Consider the following 14,644-nt stretch of genomic DNA (forward strand, 5'->3'; position numbering starts at 1 on the left):
AAAAACAGCTGTTACGAACAATATTTTTCAGAAAGGTCCTTTTACAGCATCCAGACAAGACAAACAGATTTGCCATATCATATTATAGTAAAAAAATTTTGCTGTCCATTCATTTTCTATCAGATAGGTTTGAATAATTATTTCCATACAAAAAAATGCATAAAAATGCGAACAAGCAATCATTGTAAGCGGAATCTAAATAACTTTCTCATAAACATACCTATACTATTTATACACAAAAATGATTATTTTTCAGGAATTATTGCATAAATATTTAATTTTACACTTGATTTATGCAAGTTTATTTGTTAAGATAGGTCACGTGATGAAGTTCAATGATGAAAGGAAAGAAATGAATATGAGAGAAAAATTAGTTTTAGCTTATTCTGGAGGGTTAGATACCTCTGTTTCAATTAAATGGTTATCAGATGCGGGATATGATGTGGTGGCTTGCTGCTTAGATGTCGGTGAGAAAAAAGATATCGAAGCCATTAAAGAAAAAGCCTTACAAGTCGGCGCAGTAGAATCTTATGCGATCGATGCCAAAGAAGAGTTTGCCGAAGAGTTTGCCTTGATTGCTTTACAAGGAAATACTTTCTATGAAAATTCTTATCCATTAGTCTCTGCACTCTCTCGTCCATTGATTTCGAAAAAATTAGTGGAATTAGCGCATCAAGTTGGAGCAACCACGGTAGCGCACGGTTGTACAGGTAAAGGAAATGACCAAGTACGTTTTGAAGTGGCCATTCAGTCTTTAGATCCTAGCTTGAAAGTCGTGGCACCTGTTCGTGAATGGAAATGGTCGCGTGAAGAAGAAATCGAATACGCAGCGAAAAACAATATTCCAATCCCAATGAATCTTGACAACCCTTATTCAATCGACCAAAACTTATGGGGACGCGCTTGTGAATGTGGCGTGTTAGAAGATCCATGGGCTGCTCCACCAAAAGGGGCTTATGCATTAACCAAAGAATTAGAAGATACGCCTGATACACCAACTGTTGTGGAAATTACCTTTGAGCAAGGAAAACCAGTCGCTCTAGATGGCAAAGCGTACAGCCTAGCAGAATTAATCATGGAATTAAACCATATCGCAGGTGAACATGGTGTAGGTAGAATTGACCATATCGAAAACCGTCTTGTTGGGATTAAATCTCGTGAAGTTTACGAATGTCCAGCTGCCTTAACTTTAATGAAAGCTCATAAGGAATTAGAAGATTTAGTATTTGTTCGTGAATTGGCCCACTTCAAACCAATCGTGGAACAACAACTAGCACAAGTCATCTATGACGGACTATGGTTCAACCCATTAACTGATGCCTTAAAAGCCTTCATCAAGAGCACCCAAGCTTATGTGAATGGTGTAGTCCGTGTGAAATTATTCAAAGGAAATATTATAGTAGAAGGACGTAAATCAGCGAATAGTTTATATGACGAAAACTTAGCGACTTACACTTCAGCCGATACCTTTGACCAACATGCAGCTATCGGATTTATCAAACTTTGGGGACTACCAAGTAAAGTCCATGCTGAAGTACAAGCAAGTTTAGACAAATAATGATTTTATCCCCTGCCTCGTATTATGCCAGGTGGGGGTTGTTTTTTAGAAAGGATGAAGAAAATGGCGAAATTATGGGGTGGCCGTTTTGACGGGAAAAATGAAGCCTGGATTGATGCTTTTGGCGCGTCGATTCCTTTTGACCAAAAATTAGCCAAGCAAGATTTGATTGGTAGTTTGGCCCATGTGAAAATGTTGATACATACTGGGATTTTAACGAAAGATGAAGGCGAGCAAATCATCGCAGGTCTTGAAGCTTTACAGGAACAATTGGCCAAAAATGAGCTGACCTTTACCATCGAAAATGAAGATATCCACTTAAATATGGAGACTTTTTTACATCAAGAAATTGGTCCAGTGGCGGGAAAATTGCATACTGCGCGCAGTCGTAATGACCAAGTGGCGACCGATATGCATCTTTATCTTAAAGAGGTACTGACTGAAGTTGTGGCAAAAATCCATCATTTCCGTGAAGTGTTGGTTGAAAAAGCGCAAGAACACATCGAAACCATCGCGCCAGGTTACACTCACCTTCAGCATGCCCAACCGATTTCTTTTGGGCATCATTTAATGGCGTATTATCAAATGTTAACGCGTGATGAACAACGCTTTACTGAAAATATGCAACGTGCAGATATTTCACCACTTGGGGCTGCGGCTTTAGCGGGAACCACTTTTCCAATTGACCGTGAATTTTCTGCCAAGGAATTAGGCTTTTCACAAGTGTATCAAAATAGCTTGGATGCAGTGAGTGATCGTGATTTTATCTTAGAATTTTTAAGTAATGCTTCAATTTTAATGATGCACTTGTCCCGTTTTTGCGAGGAAATCATTTTATGGTGCAGTCATGAATATCAATTTGTAGAGCTAACCGATACTTTTTCAACGGGTAGTTCGATTATGCCGCAAAAGAAAAATCCGGATATGGCCGAATTAATTCGTGGAAAAACAGGACGCGTCTACGGAGATTTATTTGGTTTATTGACAGTGATGAAAGGCTTACCGCTTGCGTATAATAAAGATTTGCAAGAGGATAAAGAGGGCATGTTTGATACGGCCGAAACGATTTTGACTAGTCTAGATATTATGAGTGGCATGATTGCGACAATGAAAGTCAATAAGGAACGGATGCTAGAATCTACGCAAAAAGATTTTTCGAATGCAACGGAACTAGCTGACTATCTAGCAAGCAAAGGACTGCCATTTAGACAAGCGCACGAAATCGTTGGTAAATTGGTCTTACAATGCATTCAAAACGGCCACTATTTGCAAGATATTCCTTTAGAGGAGTACCAAGCGATTACCCCATTGATTGAGGAAGATATTTACGAAAAACTAGATTCTTATACTGCTGTCAAACGCCGACATTCACTTGGCGGTACTGGCTTTGAACAAGTCCAAAAACAAATTGACACAGCCAAAGCGCAACTTTAATTCTCAGACAAATGAAAACGAACCTCCTCAGCTGGCAAATATCAGCGAGTAGGTTCGTTTTTGGGTATTTGATAAATAAAGCGATAGTAACCACAGGCTAAAACGAGTGCGAAACCTTCCATGGATTCTACCAACAAAATAGGGACAAATTTTAATAATAATCCAGCTACCAAACTCCCTAATGGAATCATAATGGATATCAGACTTTCAGTAAGCATCGATACGCGTCCAAGATAGGCTGATTCAATACTTTGCTGCTCTAGGGTGACAAAAACAATATTCATCATACTCATGGTCAAGCTACTCATGAAAAACAAGGACAAACTGACTATCGGCTGAACAGGTGCCAAAAATGAAAATCCAATTTGGCTCAATCCTGAAAGCAACATCATGAGAGCAATGAAACGAACAGGTTTAGCAATATCAAGTTTGATACGATTGAGAAAAAATGCTCCGACAATCCCACCTAAGGAACTCGTCATTAGAACAATCCCATAACCTATCGACGAACTTGAAATGTACAATTTGGAGAACATCGGTAAGGCAACTAATGATATTGCATAAAAGAAATTAACAAATGCCAGGGGTAAAAATAATTGATAGACTTGCGGTGCTTTTCTTAAGACCCGTACTCCCGAAAGCAATTCTTGAAAATAATCATGATAAGTAGCAATGGATTGGACATTTGTTATCGTATCTGCTTTGATTTTAAAATAGCGATACATGACTGTGGCAAGAAAGAAAGTAAAGAAAATCAATAGAAAATTCACTGATAAAGAAAACCAAGCCACAAATAACGTAGCCAATGCATTAAAGGAAATATCCAACACCTTATAGGCTAGCTGAAATAAGCTATTTGCTGAAACCAATTGTGATTTATCTACAATTTTGGGTAATATTTTGGTTTCTAACGGATAGATAATAGATGAAAAGAGATAAATGAGCGCTAACCCAACGACTAAAATGCTTGCTAGCCAATGGTTGGGTAATTGATTCTTAGCTAACACCACTCCTAGCAAGCCCGCACTAATTATGACTTGAAATAAACTACTAGTAATTAATAGTCTTCGTTCTTTCATGTGATCAACCAACGGACCCAGTAAAAATGACAATGCATCGATTCCTGAAGTTACAGCAAAAACCACTGAAAGCAACACCGGCGAATGATATTGTTCATTAAAATACCAAATAATCAAGATATTTATAAAACTGTCTGCTATATTTGTTAAGATTCTACCCAATAATAACCTTGATAAAGATTGATTTTGCAGCACTTTTTTCACTCCTTTGAATACCCAACTTTTCATTATTATAGCAAATAATAAAAATACCGCTACCCAAAATTGGATAACGGTAAAAAATTTATTTTATTTTCTATGCCTAATCTTAGTGATGTACGCCTTCTGTTAAGTTTAATTCTGGGGCACGGCCTAATTTGGCTTGAACCATCCAGATTTTCTTTTCTACAGCGCCTTTGAATTCGATGAACATATCTTGTGTCACATCATCGCCTTCTTCACCAGACACTTCAATACCTTCTTCATATAAGTCAGCAAGATAACGGTAACCAGCGACTAATTTTTCCATTTGTTCTGGAATAGATAAATCATAGCTACCTACTTCATCTTTAATACCTGTATTTTCAGCGAATTCTTTCAATGTTGAGTAAGGAGCGCCACCTAATGTGATTAAACGTTCAGCGACTTCATCTAACTGTGCATTGATTTCATCCATGTATTCGTCCATTAATGGGTGTAAAGTTAAAAATTCAGGCCCACGCATGTACCAGTGAACTTGATGAATCACTGTTGAAAATTGACTCAAGTCCGCAACTAATTGATTTAATACGTTTTTTGTTTTTTCTACTGCCATAATAAAAGCCTCCTAATCTTTACTACATGTTTAGGATAATCCATTTCAGGAAAAAAGTAAAATATAATGGTTTATTTTTCTAAAATTATTAAGTTTTTTTAATCTAGCAACGCTTTTTCGAAAATTTTGCGTATTTATTCTCATGAAGGGTCTTTTTTTACTTGAAGGAGGATTTGTATGTTCGCATTTATTATCGGAAGTTGTCTAGGGTCCTTTTATTATTGTATGGCTTGTCGCTTACCCCAAGGAGAATCACTCATCGCCCCACCCTCGCAGTGTCCAAATTGTCATCAGCGCTTAAAAATAAAGGATTTAGTGCCTATAGTGTCTGTTTTGTTCCTTCGATTTCGTTGTCGTTATTGTAAGGCAAAAATCCCCTGGAGTAGTCTGTGTGCGGAGGTCGTCTTTGGTTTTATGTTCGTAAAAATAACCAATTTGCCTATTTTTTCACAACAATTGCTCGCCTTTTGCTGGTTAAGTTGTGCCTTTATCTTGAGTTTTACGGATATCCTCTATTTAATATTGGATCCTTTTGTTTTTTTTAGTGGAAGTGGATTGCTTTGGTTTCTGGCATTTTGTACTGGATTAACTTTTTATCCGATGCATTTTATCGTGCTTTTACTACTTTGTATTGTGGGACATTTTTCGAGTCAGCATTATCTCGGTCAGGGAGATTTATTGTTGGCTTGTGCATGGTTTCCCTGGCTGACACTTGGGCAAATCAGCATGCTTTTAGTCGTAGCGAGTGGCAGCGGCATTTTGTATCTTTTATTGAAATACTACCTTTGTCATCAACCATTTGCCCCGATTCCCTTTATTCCATTTATGACACTCGGCCTTTACATCAGCTATTTCTGGTAAAAAAACACCCAACCTAAAATAGCTTAGATTGGGTGTGGGGTGGTTATTCATGTCCAAGAATTTGATTGATTTCTTGGCTATATAAGTCGGATTTACCACCGAATACTGCTTGGATACCACCTTTTACTTCAAGTACCGCTGTAGCTTTTAGTTGTTTAAAGACCTCTTTATTGACTTTTTGAGGATCAACAACTGCTACTCGTAAACGTGTCGCACAAGCAGTCACTGATTCGATATTTGCTTGTCCACCTAATGCATCAATGATTTGTAGCGATTGTTGATGTAAATCGCTTTGGACATTTTCATTGGCTTCATCTGTAATTTCTTCTACTTCCATACCAGGAATGGCTACTTTAAACTTAGCAATACAGAAGCGGAAAACAAAATAATAAATCACTGCCCAAGCTAAGCCAAATGGAATCACTTTAATCCAGTTTGTGTGGTCATTCCCTTGTAAAACACCGAATAATAGGAAATCGATGAAGCCACCTGAGAAGGAATTACCAATTCGAATATTTAAAATATCAGCAAAGTAGAAAGATAAGCCATCTAAAAAAGCGTGAACCACATATAACCATGGTGCAACAAATAAAAACATATATTCTACAGGTTCAGTAATCCCTGTTAAGAATGAAGTTAGACCACCACTAAAATATAACCCCCCATTTTTCTTACGGTTTGCTTTAGGGATTGCGTGATACATCGCCAAACATGCTGCAGGTAACCCAAACATCATTGTAGCAAAGCGTCCAGCAAAGAAGCGCGTGCCATAAGTAAATAAACCAGTATGATGCGGATCGGCTAATTGTGCAAAGAAGATATTTTGCGCACCGACGATAGATTTGCCAGCTACTTCTTCTACACCACCGAGTGAAGTGTACCAAAATAGTGGATAAATTGTATGGTGTAGCCCTACTGCGCCTGTTAGACGAAGTAAAAAGCCATAAAAGAAGGTTCCGATACTTCCCATACGTGCAATTTGTTCACCCACAGTTGTTAACCCATTTTGGATTGGTGGCCAAATAATGTAGAAAAAGGCCCCGATAATAATAGCAGATAATGAAGCAATAATCGGAATAAAACGAGAGCCTCCAAAGAATCCTAAAAATTGTGGCAATTCAATTTTGCGATAACGATTATGCAAATAGGCAACCATTCCACCAATCACGATAGACCCAACAACGCCGGTATCGATGGTCGCACCTTCTTTAGCAAACAATTGTAACAAACCGCTAATCGTCGCTGTATAAACTAGATAAGCAACGCCACCGGCAAGTCCCGCTGTCCCTTTATCACCTTTTGCCAAGCCAACAGCAACACCAATAGCGAAGATTAAAGCTAAATTAGCAAAAACGGCATTCCCTGCGGCACTCATAACTTTTAAGATGACTTGCAACCATTCTTGATTTAAAAATGGATAAGCTTGAACCGCACTCGCATTTGATAACGCACCACCAATTCCAAGTAATAGCCCGGCAACTGGTAAAATCGCGATTGGCAACATAAATGCTCTTCCCAATTGTGAAAACTTCTTAAACATGATTTTTCCCCCTATTCAAATAAAATGATTATTCATTCATCGCAGCAATAAAGCGACTAGCAATTTCTTTTGGACGGGTAATCGCACCGCCCACAACAACGCCACAAACACCTAAGTCTTTTATTTTTCTGGCCATTTGCGGGGTATGAATTTGACCTTCTGCAATTACATCAACACCTTGAGCCACTAATTGTTGAATTAATTCAAGATTGGGCACTTGGTCATTTTTGCTTTCTTCGGTATAACCACACAAAGTCGTACCTACAAAATCAACACCAGCTTGATAGGCATTCATTCCCTCTTCAAATGTCGCGATATCGGCCATTAAGAGTTGATTTGGATATTTTTCTTTAATTTGTTGAATAAATGCATTGATTGTTTGACCATCTGCTCTTTTTCGTAAAGTGCAGTCTAGCGCAATTACTTCGACATTTGTCGCAACTAACTCATCAATTTCTTTCATCGTAGCTGTAATATAAATTTCAGAATCTGGATAATCTCTTTTAATAATGCCTATCATTGGTAAATCGACAACTTGCTTAATTTCCAAAATATCACGTACAGAATTGGCGCGAATCCCTACTGCACCGGCTTGTTGAGCAGCTAATGCTAAAAGTGGCATCACCCCTCCGTTTTTGGTATACAATGGTTCGCCAGGTAGCGCCTGACATGAGACAACTAACCCTCCTTTAATTTGGTTTTTGAATGTTGTTTTGTCCATTCTCCAATTTCCTCCTTTTTAAAATATTTAGGAGTATTTCTCCAACTAGAATATAGCACACGCTTTCATTATTGTAAATAGCCTCTGTCAAAAATAATTATTTAGCGTATAATAGAATTAAATGATAACTTGGAGGATAGGAAGAAATGACTTTTGCTGAAACGCTACATAAAAATTATCCACAATTGACAAAATCTGAAAAAAAAGTAGCTGATTATATTATTAATTCTGGGGAAAAAATTATTTATAGTACTTTGAGTGATATTAAATTAAAAGCCAATGTAGGGGATGCAACAATTGTACGATTTTGTCAAAAGTTAGGTTTTTCTGGCTTTTCTGATTTAAAGATTGAGATTGCTAAAGAGAATTTCAATACGGCAGATACGCATACTACTACACAGCATATTCAAGATGAAAGTATCCAGCAACTCATATCCGTATTGCAATCTACCAAAAATCTACTCAATCAAGCAGACTTAGAAGCTGCACTGGCGTTGATTCAAAAGGCGCGTTTTATTTATATTTTTGGTGTCGGTTCGAGTGGAAATACGAGTTATGATTTGGAGACGATGTTTTTGCGTGTTGGGATTCAATCTAAAGCATGTGTTGATCCACATATGCAAGCACAAGTAGCCTCGTTATTATCCGAAGAAGACTTAGTGATTGGTTTTTCACTTTCTGGTAAAACAAAAGATACCTTTGACTCACTAACCATCGCTAAACAAAACAATGCCAAAGTCATCGCTATCACAAATAACCGCTTTTCACCTATTGCTTCTTTAGCAGATATTATTTTACAGACGACTGTGGATGAATTTCTAAATGGTAGCTCATTAGAAGGTAAGATGTCACAACTCTATTTATGTAATTTATTAATCAAAGCATATGAACAACAAAACAAAATTGATCCTGTTGCATTAAGGGAAAAAGTATTGCGTTCCATCATTGATAAACGAATCGATTAAATAAAAAGCAACTATCTTTTCAAATGACGAGAAAGGATAGTTGTTTTTTTACAACTCAAAAAAAGACCCCCACTTCATCAGTGAGAGTCTTGAGATGTTCAGTTGAATGTTGATTACATGCGAACGGCAAAGCTTGGTGCAAAGTAGGCAACTGAGCCAACTTTAACTGATTCGCCTGGTTGTGGTGCATGGATGTATGAACCGCCACCTAAGGCAATCGCTACGTGGTAAGAACTTCCACGTGAACCCCAGAAGTAAAGGTCACCAGGTTGTGCTTGGCTAACTGGGATGACTGTACCGGCACCTTCTTGAGGAACTGTCCACCCACCAATATCACGGCCTGTTACTTGTAAGTAAACATAGCGAGTGAAACCTGAACAGTCAAACGTATCAGGTCCTTTAGCGCCCCATACGTAAGGTTTACCAATGTGTTTGTATGCTTCTGCGACAATAGCTGAACCATTTCCGCTTGGTGCAGGAGCTGGTGTGCTAGGACTCACTACATTTGATACGCCAGCATTGCTTGAGCTTGTGTTTGAACTTGTACTATTTGAGCTACTTGCTTGAGATGAACTTGAACTTGAACTTGAGCTTGAAGCATTGTTTGTTGAAGTAGATCCGGTCGCTTGTTGTGCTTGTTGTGCAGCTTGTTGAACTGCTGCGGCTTGTGCTTGTTGTTCACGCACACGTTTTTGTTCTGCTTCGAAAGCTGCTTTTTGTTCAGCCAAGGCTTGTTTTTCACTTTCTTTAGTAGCTTGTTGTTCCGCTAATGAAGCTTTTAATACATTTAAGTCAGCTTGTTTTGCTTCTAATGTACCTTTTTGTTCTTCAAGAGTTGCTTGGTTTTTCGCAATTTCTTCTTGTTTTGCTTCGTTTTCAGCTTTTTTATCTTCTACTGCTTTTTTATCTGCTTTTTGTTGGTTCACTAAATCGTTGTTCGCATTCACGATTGTAGTCATTGCTTTCAAGCGACCTAAAGCATCAGTAAATGAAGTGGCATCTAATAAAGCTTTGACATAAACAGATGATTGATTGTTTACTTGAACGTCACGTGCTTGATTGCGAATCGCTTCTTCACGTTTAGCGACACGTTCAGTTAAAACTTCGATGTCCTTTTGTAATTGGACAGTTTCTTCACGTAAAGTTGATTGTTCCTTTAATAATTCATCTGCTTTTTTGTTAATTTTGTTAATACTTGATTCTAAACTATCAATTTGAGATTGAGCTTCTGATTGTTTAGATTTCAAGTCGTTAATTTCACTGTTTTTCTGTTCAATTTGAGAATCGTAATTGTCTGCAAAGGTAGCAATTGGTGCCACTAAAGTCCCTGCTAAGACTGTAGATACGATTACGACTGAAGATAAACGTTTCTTCACCATAAATTCCTCCAATTAAGTGTGTGTATTTAACACTTGTGACCTTTTCTAAGTCTAAGGTCCTATTTCTGACAATTGCTATTCTAACATAGTGAGATGTCATTCCTATAATAGTAATGTTACAAATATATTTCAAATGCGATAAATAAAAAAAAGAGACTTCTTACTTAAAAAGCCTCTTTAGTGGAATTAGTGTAATTGCAAACAAGATAATATTGACTAACAAAGTCGGCGCAAGATAACGCGAAATAAAGAATACCGAGGTCGTCGTGCTTAATTTAAAAAGGATTTGAGTTACTAATAATATCACTTCATAACCCGTCACAAAAATAACCAGGGCAAAAAACATTGTGTATAAATTTTGATAGATAACACCATGAAAGACGTATAACAGCCATACCATAACTGTCAAGCAAACCGTATAAATACCAATAATCCCAAGATAGTAACAATCATAAAATAAACCTAGGACAAAACTCAGCGCGATTGTTGGTATTTTTGGTAAGGAATAAGCAGCCCACAAAAAGACAATCAAGACTAAATGAACATTCCAAATATAGTGAAAGTTTGATAAGTTTGATAAAAAGTCGGTTAAATGCGTGTCCACCAACATCAATAAAAATAAGACCGGGGCTAAATAAAGCGGAAATTCTCTTTCTGTCATTATTCACCCACCCCTGCGGAACGTTTTACAATAGTTACCACACGTAAATCGGTACTTTCAGCCATTGGTTTGACATAAACTTTCTTGGCTAGACCATAAGAATCGGTCACAGCTTTTTGCACTTTACCTACCATCAAATCAGCTGGTGAATTGCCACCAAGACCAGAAGTTTGCACGACATCGCCTGCTTTGATATTGGCATTCCCGGTCAAATCTTCTACAATCAGCAAGTTTTGCTTTTGATCATAATCTTTCAAAATACCAAACACTTCGCCATCAGAAGAAGAGATACGGACTGGGAAATGATTGCTTGATTCATTTTCAGAAGTCAATAGTTCCACTTTAGAAGTATGCGCATTGACCTCTAGCACGCGTCCGATCAAGCCTTTTTTCGCCATCACTGCCATATTAACCTCAATACCAGCACTCGCACCTTTATCAATCACCAAAACATCTTGCCAAGTATCTGGAGAACGGCTAATCACGTTGGCTACTTGGGTTTCATAGCTTGTCAATGTCTCACTTAAGCCAAGTTCTTCTTTCAATTGCGCAATTTCACGCTTTTGATTCGTATTTTTTTGAACCAAATTGTCATATTGGTCGATTTTTGACTTTAATTGTTGATTTTCTTCATACGTATTCATCAAATCGCTAATATTTTCAGTGGTTTGGTGTAAAAATCTAAAAGGTGCAGTCAGAACTTTATCGACTAAACCAATTGTATCATTGACCGTAGACTGTAAGATGTTGGTTTTAGTCTGCGTATTTCTTTTCGCAATCGTCATACTCAAGACTGCCACAACCACAATGACAATAATCAAAGCGATAATAATATTTTTATTCGAATTATATTTTTTCACAAAGGCACCTCTAGCTTATAAACTAACAAATACGATTGTACCACTATTTTTGTCTAAAAAAAAGCATCCTACACACTCTTAATGGTTTTTTTGCAATTAAAAAGGAAGACGCAACCATTCGCCTCTTCCTTCTTCAGTCTTATTTATGATCTTTACTATAAATAACAGCCATCACGCCATCGCTAAAACTAAATTCCGCCGTTTTGCCCACGAATTCATTACTTGCATAAGAAATCGGATAGGCAATCTTTTGTTTATTTAAGGTATACTTGCTTAAATTGAGCGTTAATTCCTGCATCGGCGTCATACAAACATAAGCTAAGTAACGCATATTGGCTTTATTTTCAATCGTATAGCTGCCGGGCAAGTAATATTCAATGATATTTTGCGCATCGACTAACTCAATTTGGCGTGCATATGGGGTAAAGCGTGGTTCAAGGACCATCCAAAAATTGGCCAAGAAGTGATCCAAGCGTCCTCCCGTTAAACCAGCCAAGCGATATTGCACATCCGGAAAGTGTTCAATCGCATATAATAAGCCTAACTGCGTGTCCGTATCATCTTTTTCGGCTGGAGATTGTTTCAAAAACTTTGCCTGTGCTTTGACTTTTTCATATTCTTCTTGACTCAGTGAATCAAAATCACCAATCGCCGCATCGAGTGACTTTCCTTGCTCCAATAGGTAAAGTGCGCCACGATCCACGCCGATATAAGCTACGTATTCTTCTTCAAATAAATTTGCCGGCCAACATTTAGGATTAGCCCCGCCAACGATTAATACTTTCATCTATTCTAACGCCTCTTTTAATGCATCGATACTAGCTTTGACATCGGTCGCATTGTAGATATAACTGCCGGCCACAAATACATCGGCCCCAGCTTCTTTACATAATTTGGCCGTTTCAGGTACAATTCCACCGTCCACTTGAATATCAAAATCTAAGTTATTCGCTGCTCTTAAATGGGCAATTTGACGAATTTTGTCCAGTGTGGATTCGATAAAGCTTTGACCACCAAAACCAGGATTTACCGTCATCACAAGCACTTGATCGACCATATCCAATACAGGGACAATCGCTGAGACGCTGGTTCCAGGATTTAGCACGACTTCTGCTTTCACACCTTTTGCTTTAATCATTTGTAATGCGCGATGAATATGGTTGGTCGCTTCTACATGCACGCCAATAATATCCGCACCCGCATTTGCAAATTCCTCGATATAGCGCTCTGGATCAACAATCATTAAATGGACATCCAAAGTCAATTTCGTCACTGGTCGCAATGCCTTGACCACATTCGGACCAAACGTAATATTTGGCACAAACTGACCATCCATCACATCAATATGGATATAATCGGCACCAAACTCCTCGACCATTTTGACGTCTTTTTCTAAATTTGCAAAATCAGCACTTAAAATTGATGGTGCAATCTTCATCTGAAATTCCCCCTATGTTTTGCGTGATTACTTATTTTTCTTCTTTTGATAAGTCGGACGTTGATTTTTCAATTCTTGTAAGAACAACAAATAATTATCATACCGAATCTGGGCAATTTTTCCCTCGGCTAAAGCTTCTTTCACTGCACAATCTGGCTCATGGGTGTGGCTACATTCTCTAAAGCGACACGTATCTTGTAAAACCACAAATTCTGGAAACATCTTTGGCAAATCAGTTACTTCCAAGTCAAAGAAATCAATCGAACTAAAGCCTGGAGTATCAGCTACCAATCCTTTAGCAACATCAATTAATTCCACATGACGCGTCGTATGCTTCCCTCGATTTAACGCTTCTGAGATTTCCCCAGTTTCTAAAGCAAGACCAGGCACTAATTGATTTAATAAAGTCGACTTACCGGCCCCTGATTGCCCAGCTAATACCGTCAAACGATCTTTCAACAAAGCCTTCACTTGATTCAAGCCATCTTCATCACCGACAATCACCCGATAACCCGCCAAATGATAAGTCGCTTTAATTTCTTCAAGCAAAGTCGTATCGCCAAGTAAATCTACCTTACTTAAATAAATCACCGGCTCAATTTGCTTTTGTTCTAAACTCACCAAAAAACGGTCAAGCAAATGATAGGAAAAATCCGGTTCGACTAGACTCGCCACCACGATAACTTGATCGACATTAGCCACAGGCGGACGAACAAGCTCATTTTTACGTGGAAAAATTTCAAGTAAGTAGCCATCCGTTAGACTCGTACTTTCAAATTCAACAAAATCACCCACTAATGGTTTGACTTTGCGTTTTCTAAAATTACCTCGTGCGCGTGTTTGGTATAAGTTTCCTTCATGTTGAATATAATAAAATCCACTTAATGCCTTCTTTAGTTGTCCTTGCAAAAAATGAAAACCCCCTCATTTCAATTATAAGTACATTTTACCAAAAATTAGACGGGTTTACTACTCTCATTTTTTATCGGCCACTGCGCCCAATCATAAAAAATGAGATTTTGATTCACCTATTCTCTAGGATCATCAAAATCTCTCTATTACATTTACATTGCGAATGATTCACGCTATTTATTTTAGAGGTTTGTTCAAATTTTCACAAATCGGACAAAAAATAAATCGGGAAGACAGGATTCGAACCTGCGACCCCTTGGTCCCAAACCAAGTGCTCTACCAAGCTGAGCTACTTCCCGAAGTCTTTATTTATCTTTAGGTATTAAAAAGACTACGCGCCCAAGAGGAGTCGAACCCCTAACCTTTTGATCCGTAGTCAAACACTCTATCCAATTGAGCTATGGGCGCATTACTAAGAATGCCGAGGACCGGAATCGAACCGG

At 38.0% G+C, this 14,644-nt stretch carries 14 protein-coding genes and 2 tRNA genes; 4 read left to right on the plus strand and 12 right to left on the minus strand.

Annotated features, from left to right (window positions below; translation table 11 throughout):
• Positions 1-358 precede the first annotated feature (358 nt).
• Both ACTQZM_RS10345 and argH read left to right on the plus strand, forming a co-directional pair.
• Positions 359-1,558: an argininosuccinate synthase gene (locus ACTQZM_RS10345; protein WP_441653714.1), complete on the plus strand. Its 1,200-nt coding sequence runs from the start codon at positions 359-361 to the stop codon at positions 1,556-1,558.
• A gap of 63 nt (positions 1,559-1,621) precedes the next feature.
• The gene (gene argH, locus ACTQZM_RS10350) at positions 1,622-2,992 is read left to right on the plus strand and encodes an argininosuccinate lyase (protein ID WP_113784779.1); all 1,371 of its coding nucleotides are present in this window, start codon (positions 1,622-1,624) and stop codon (positions 2,990-2,992) included.
• 41 nt (positions 2,993-3,033) lie between these two features.
• Here argH and ACTQZM_RS10355 read toward each other — a convergent pair whose 3' ends face one another.
• Together ACTQZM_RS10355 and ACTQZM_RS10360 are read right to left on the minus strand one after the other, a co-directional pair.
• On the minus strand, positions 3,034-4,266 hold the full coding sequence (locus ACTQZM_RS10355) for an MFS transporter (protein WP_441653715.1): 1,233 nt from the start codon (positions 4,264-4,266) through the stop codon (positions 3,034-3,036).
• Between the two features lie 112 nt (positions 4,267-4,378).
• Positions 4,379-4,864, minus strand: coding sequence for a Dps family protein (locus ACTQZM_RS10360; protein ID WP_016250568.1), 486 nt, complete (start codon positions 4,862-4,864; stop codon positions 4,379-4,381).
• Between the two features lie 177 nt (positions 4,865-5,041).
• Between ACTQZM_RS10360 and ACTQZM_RS10365 the strand changes: the two genes are divergently transcribed.
• Complete coding sequence (locus tag ACTQZM_RS10365; protein ID WP_441653716.1) at positions 5,042-5,725, plus strand: prepilin peptidase; 684 nt, start codon at positions 5,042-5,044, stop codon at positions 5,723-5,725.
• Between the two features lie 43 nt (positions 5,726-5,768).
• On the opposite strand, the gene ACTQZM_RS10370 is transcribed toward ACTQZM_RS10365, so the two are convergent.
• Together ACTQZM_RS10370 and ACTQZM_RS10375 are read right to left on the minus strand one after the other, a co-directional pair.
• Entirely contained in the window at positions 5,769-7,265 is a 1,497-nt protein-coding gene (locus tag ACTQZM_RS10370) for a PTS transporter subunit EIIC (protein WP_047342910.1), read from the minus strand.
• A gap of 28 nt (positions 7,266-7,293) precedes the next feature.
• Positions 7,294-7,986 carry an N-acetylmannosamine-6-phosphate 2-epimerase gene (locus ACTQZM_RS10375; protein WP_087663341.1) on the minus strand — a complete coding sequence of 231 codons (693 nt, stop codon included), beginning with the start codon at positions 7,984-7,986 and terminating at the stop codon, positions 7,294-7,296.
• Positions 7,987-8,132: 146 nt separating this feature from the next.
• On the opposite strand from ACTQZM_RS10375, the gene ACTQZM_RS10380 reads away from it, so the two are divergent.
• A complete protein-coding gene (locus tag ACTQZM_RS10380) occupies positions 8,133-8,951 on the plus strand; it encodes a MurR/RpiR family transcriptional regulator (RefSeq protein WP_087401462.1) in 819 nt (272 codons plus the stop codon).
• Positions 8,952-9,064: 113 nt separating this feature from the next.
• On the opposite strand, the gene ACTQZM_RS10385 is transcribed toward ACTQZM_RS10380, so the two are convergent.
• The 8 genes from ACTQZM_RS10385 to ACTQZM_RS10420 form a co-directional block, all read right to left on the minus strand.
• On the minus strand, positions 9,065-10,330 hold the full coding sequence (locus tag ACTQZM_RS10385) for a coiled-coil domain-containing protein (RefSeq protein ID WP_441653717.1): 1,266 nt from the start codon (positions 10,328-10,330) through the stop codon (positions 9,065-9,067).
• A gap of 160 nt (positions 10,331-10,490) precedes the next feature.
• Positions 10,491-10,991 carry a rod shape-determining protein MreD gene (gene mreD, locus ACTQZM_RS10390; RefSeq protein ID WP_441653718.1) on the minus strand — a complete coding sequence of 167 codons (501 nt, stop codon included), beginning with the start codon at positions 10,989-10,991 and terminating at the stop codon, positions 10,491-10,493.
• Positions 10,991-11,851: a rod shape-determining protein MreC gene (gene mreC, locus ACTQZM_RS10395; protein ID WP_441653719.1), complete on the minus strand. Its 861-nt coding sequence runs from the start codon at positions 11,849-11,851 to the stop codon at positions 10,991-10,993. The genes mreD and mreC overlap by 1 nt, the downstream gene beginning before the upstream one ends.
• Before the next feature lie 139 nt (positions 11,852-11,990).
• Positions 11,991-12,638, minus strand: coding sequence for a thiamine diphosphokinase (locus ACTQZM_RS10400; protein ID WP_087663336.1), 648 nt, complete (start codon positions 12,636-12,638; stop codon positions 11,991-11,993).
• Positions 12,639-13,289 carry a ribulose-phosphate 3-epimerase gene (gene rpe, locus ACTQZM_RS10405; protein WP_016250549.1) on the minus strand — a complete coding sequence of 217 codons (651 nt, stop codon included), beginning with the start codon at positions 13,287-13,289 and terminating at the stop codon, positions 12,639-12,641.
• A gap of 27 nt (positions 13,290-13,316) precedes the next feature.
• On the minus strand, positions 13,317-14,198 hold the full coding sequence (rsgA, locus tag ACTQZM_RS10410) for a ribosome small subunit-dependent GTPase A (RefSeq protein WP_441653720.1): 882 nt from the start codon (positions 14,196-14,198) through the stop codon (positions 13,317-13,319).
• A gap of 228 nt (positions 14,199-14,426) precedes the next feature.
• Positions 14,427-14,500: transfer RNA gene (locus ACTQZM_RS10415), tRNA-Pro, on the minus strand.
• A gap of 35 nt (positions 14,501-14,535) precedes the next feature.
• Positions 14,536-14,609, minus strand: a tRNA-Arg gene (locus ACTQZM_RS10420).
• Positions 14,610-14,644 lie beyond the last annotated feature (35 nt).

It is taken from the genome of Enterococcus cecorum, assembly GCF_052119425.1.
Taxonomy (GTDB): domain Bacteria; phylum Bacillota; class Bacilli; order Lactobacillales; family Enterococcaceae; genus Enterococcus_E; species Enterococcus_E cecorum_C.

Excerpts from the sequence above, each read along its gene's own strand:
- ACTQZM_RS10345 (WP_441653714.1), top strand. The coding sequence starts at position 359 with ATGAGAGAAAAATTAGTTTTAGCTTATTCTGGAGGGTTAGATACCTCT.
- argH (WP_113784779.1), top strand. The coding sequence starts at position 1,622 with ATGGCGAAATTATGGGGTGGCCGTTTTGACGGGAAAAATGAAGCCTGG.
- ACTQZM_RS10360 (WP_016250568.1), bottom strand. The coding sequence starts at position 4,864 with ATGGCAGTAGAAAAAACAAAAAACGTATTAAATCAATTAGTTGCGGAC.
- ACTQZM_RS10365 (WP_441653716.1), top strand. The coding sequence starts at position 5,042 with ATGTTCGCATTTATTATCGGAAGTTGTCTAGGGTCCTTTTATTATTGT.
- ACTQZM_RS10370 (WP_047342910.1), bottom strand. The coding sequence starts at position 7,265 with ATGTTTAAGAAGTTTTCACAATTGGGAAGAGCATTTATGTTGCCAATC.
- ACTQZM_RS10375 (WP_087663341.1), bottom strand. The coding sequence starts at position 7,986 with ATGGACAAAACAACATTCAAAAACCAAATTAAAGGAGGGTTAGTTGTC.
- ACTQZM_RS10380 (WP_087401462.1), top strand. The coding sequence starts at position 8,133 with ATGACTTTTGCTGAAACGCTACATAAAAATTATCCACAATTGACAAAA.
- ACTQZM_RS10385 (WP_441653717.1), bottom strand. The coding sequence starts at position 10,330 with ATGGTGAAGAAACGTTTATCTTCAGTCGTAATCGTATCTACAGTCTTA.
- mreD (WP_441653718.1), bottom strand. The coding sequence starts at position 10,991 with ATGACAGAAAGAGAATTTCCGCTTTATTTAGCCCCGGTCTTATTTTTA.
- ACTQZM_RS10400 (WP_087663336.1), bottom strand. The coding sequence starts at position 12,638 with ATGAAAGTATTAATCGTTGGCGGGGCTAATCCTAAATGTTGGCCGGCA.
- rpe (WP_016250549.1), bottom strand. The coding sequence starts at position 13,289 with ATGAAGATTGCACCATCAATTTTAAGTGCTGATTTTGCAAATTTAGAA.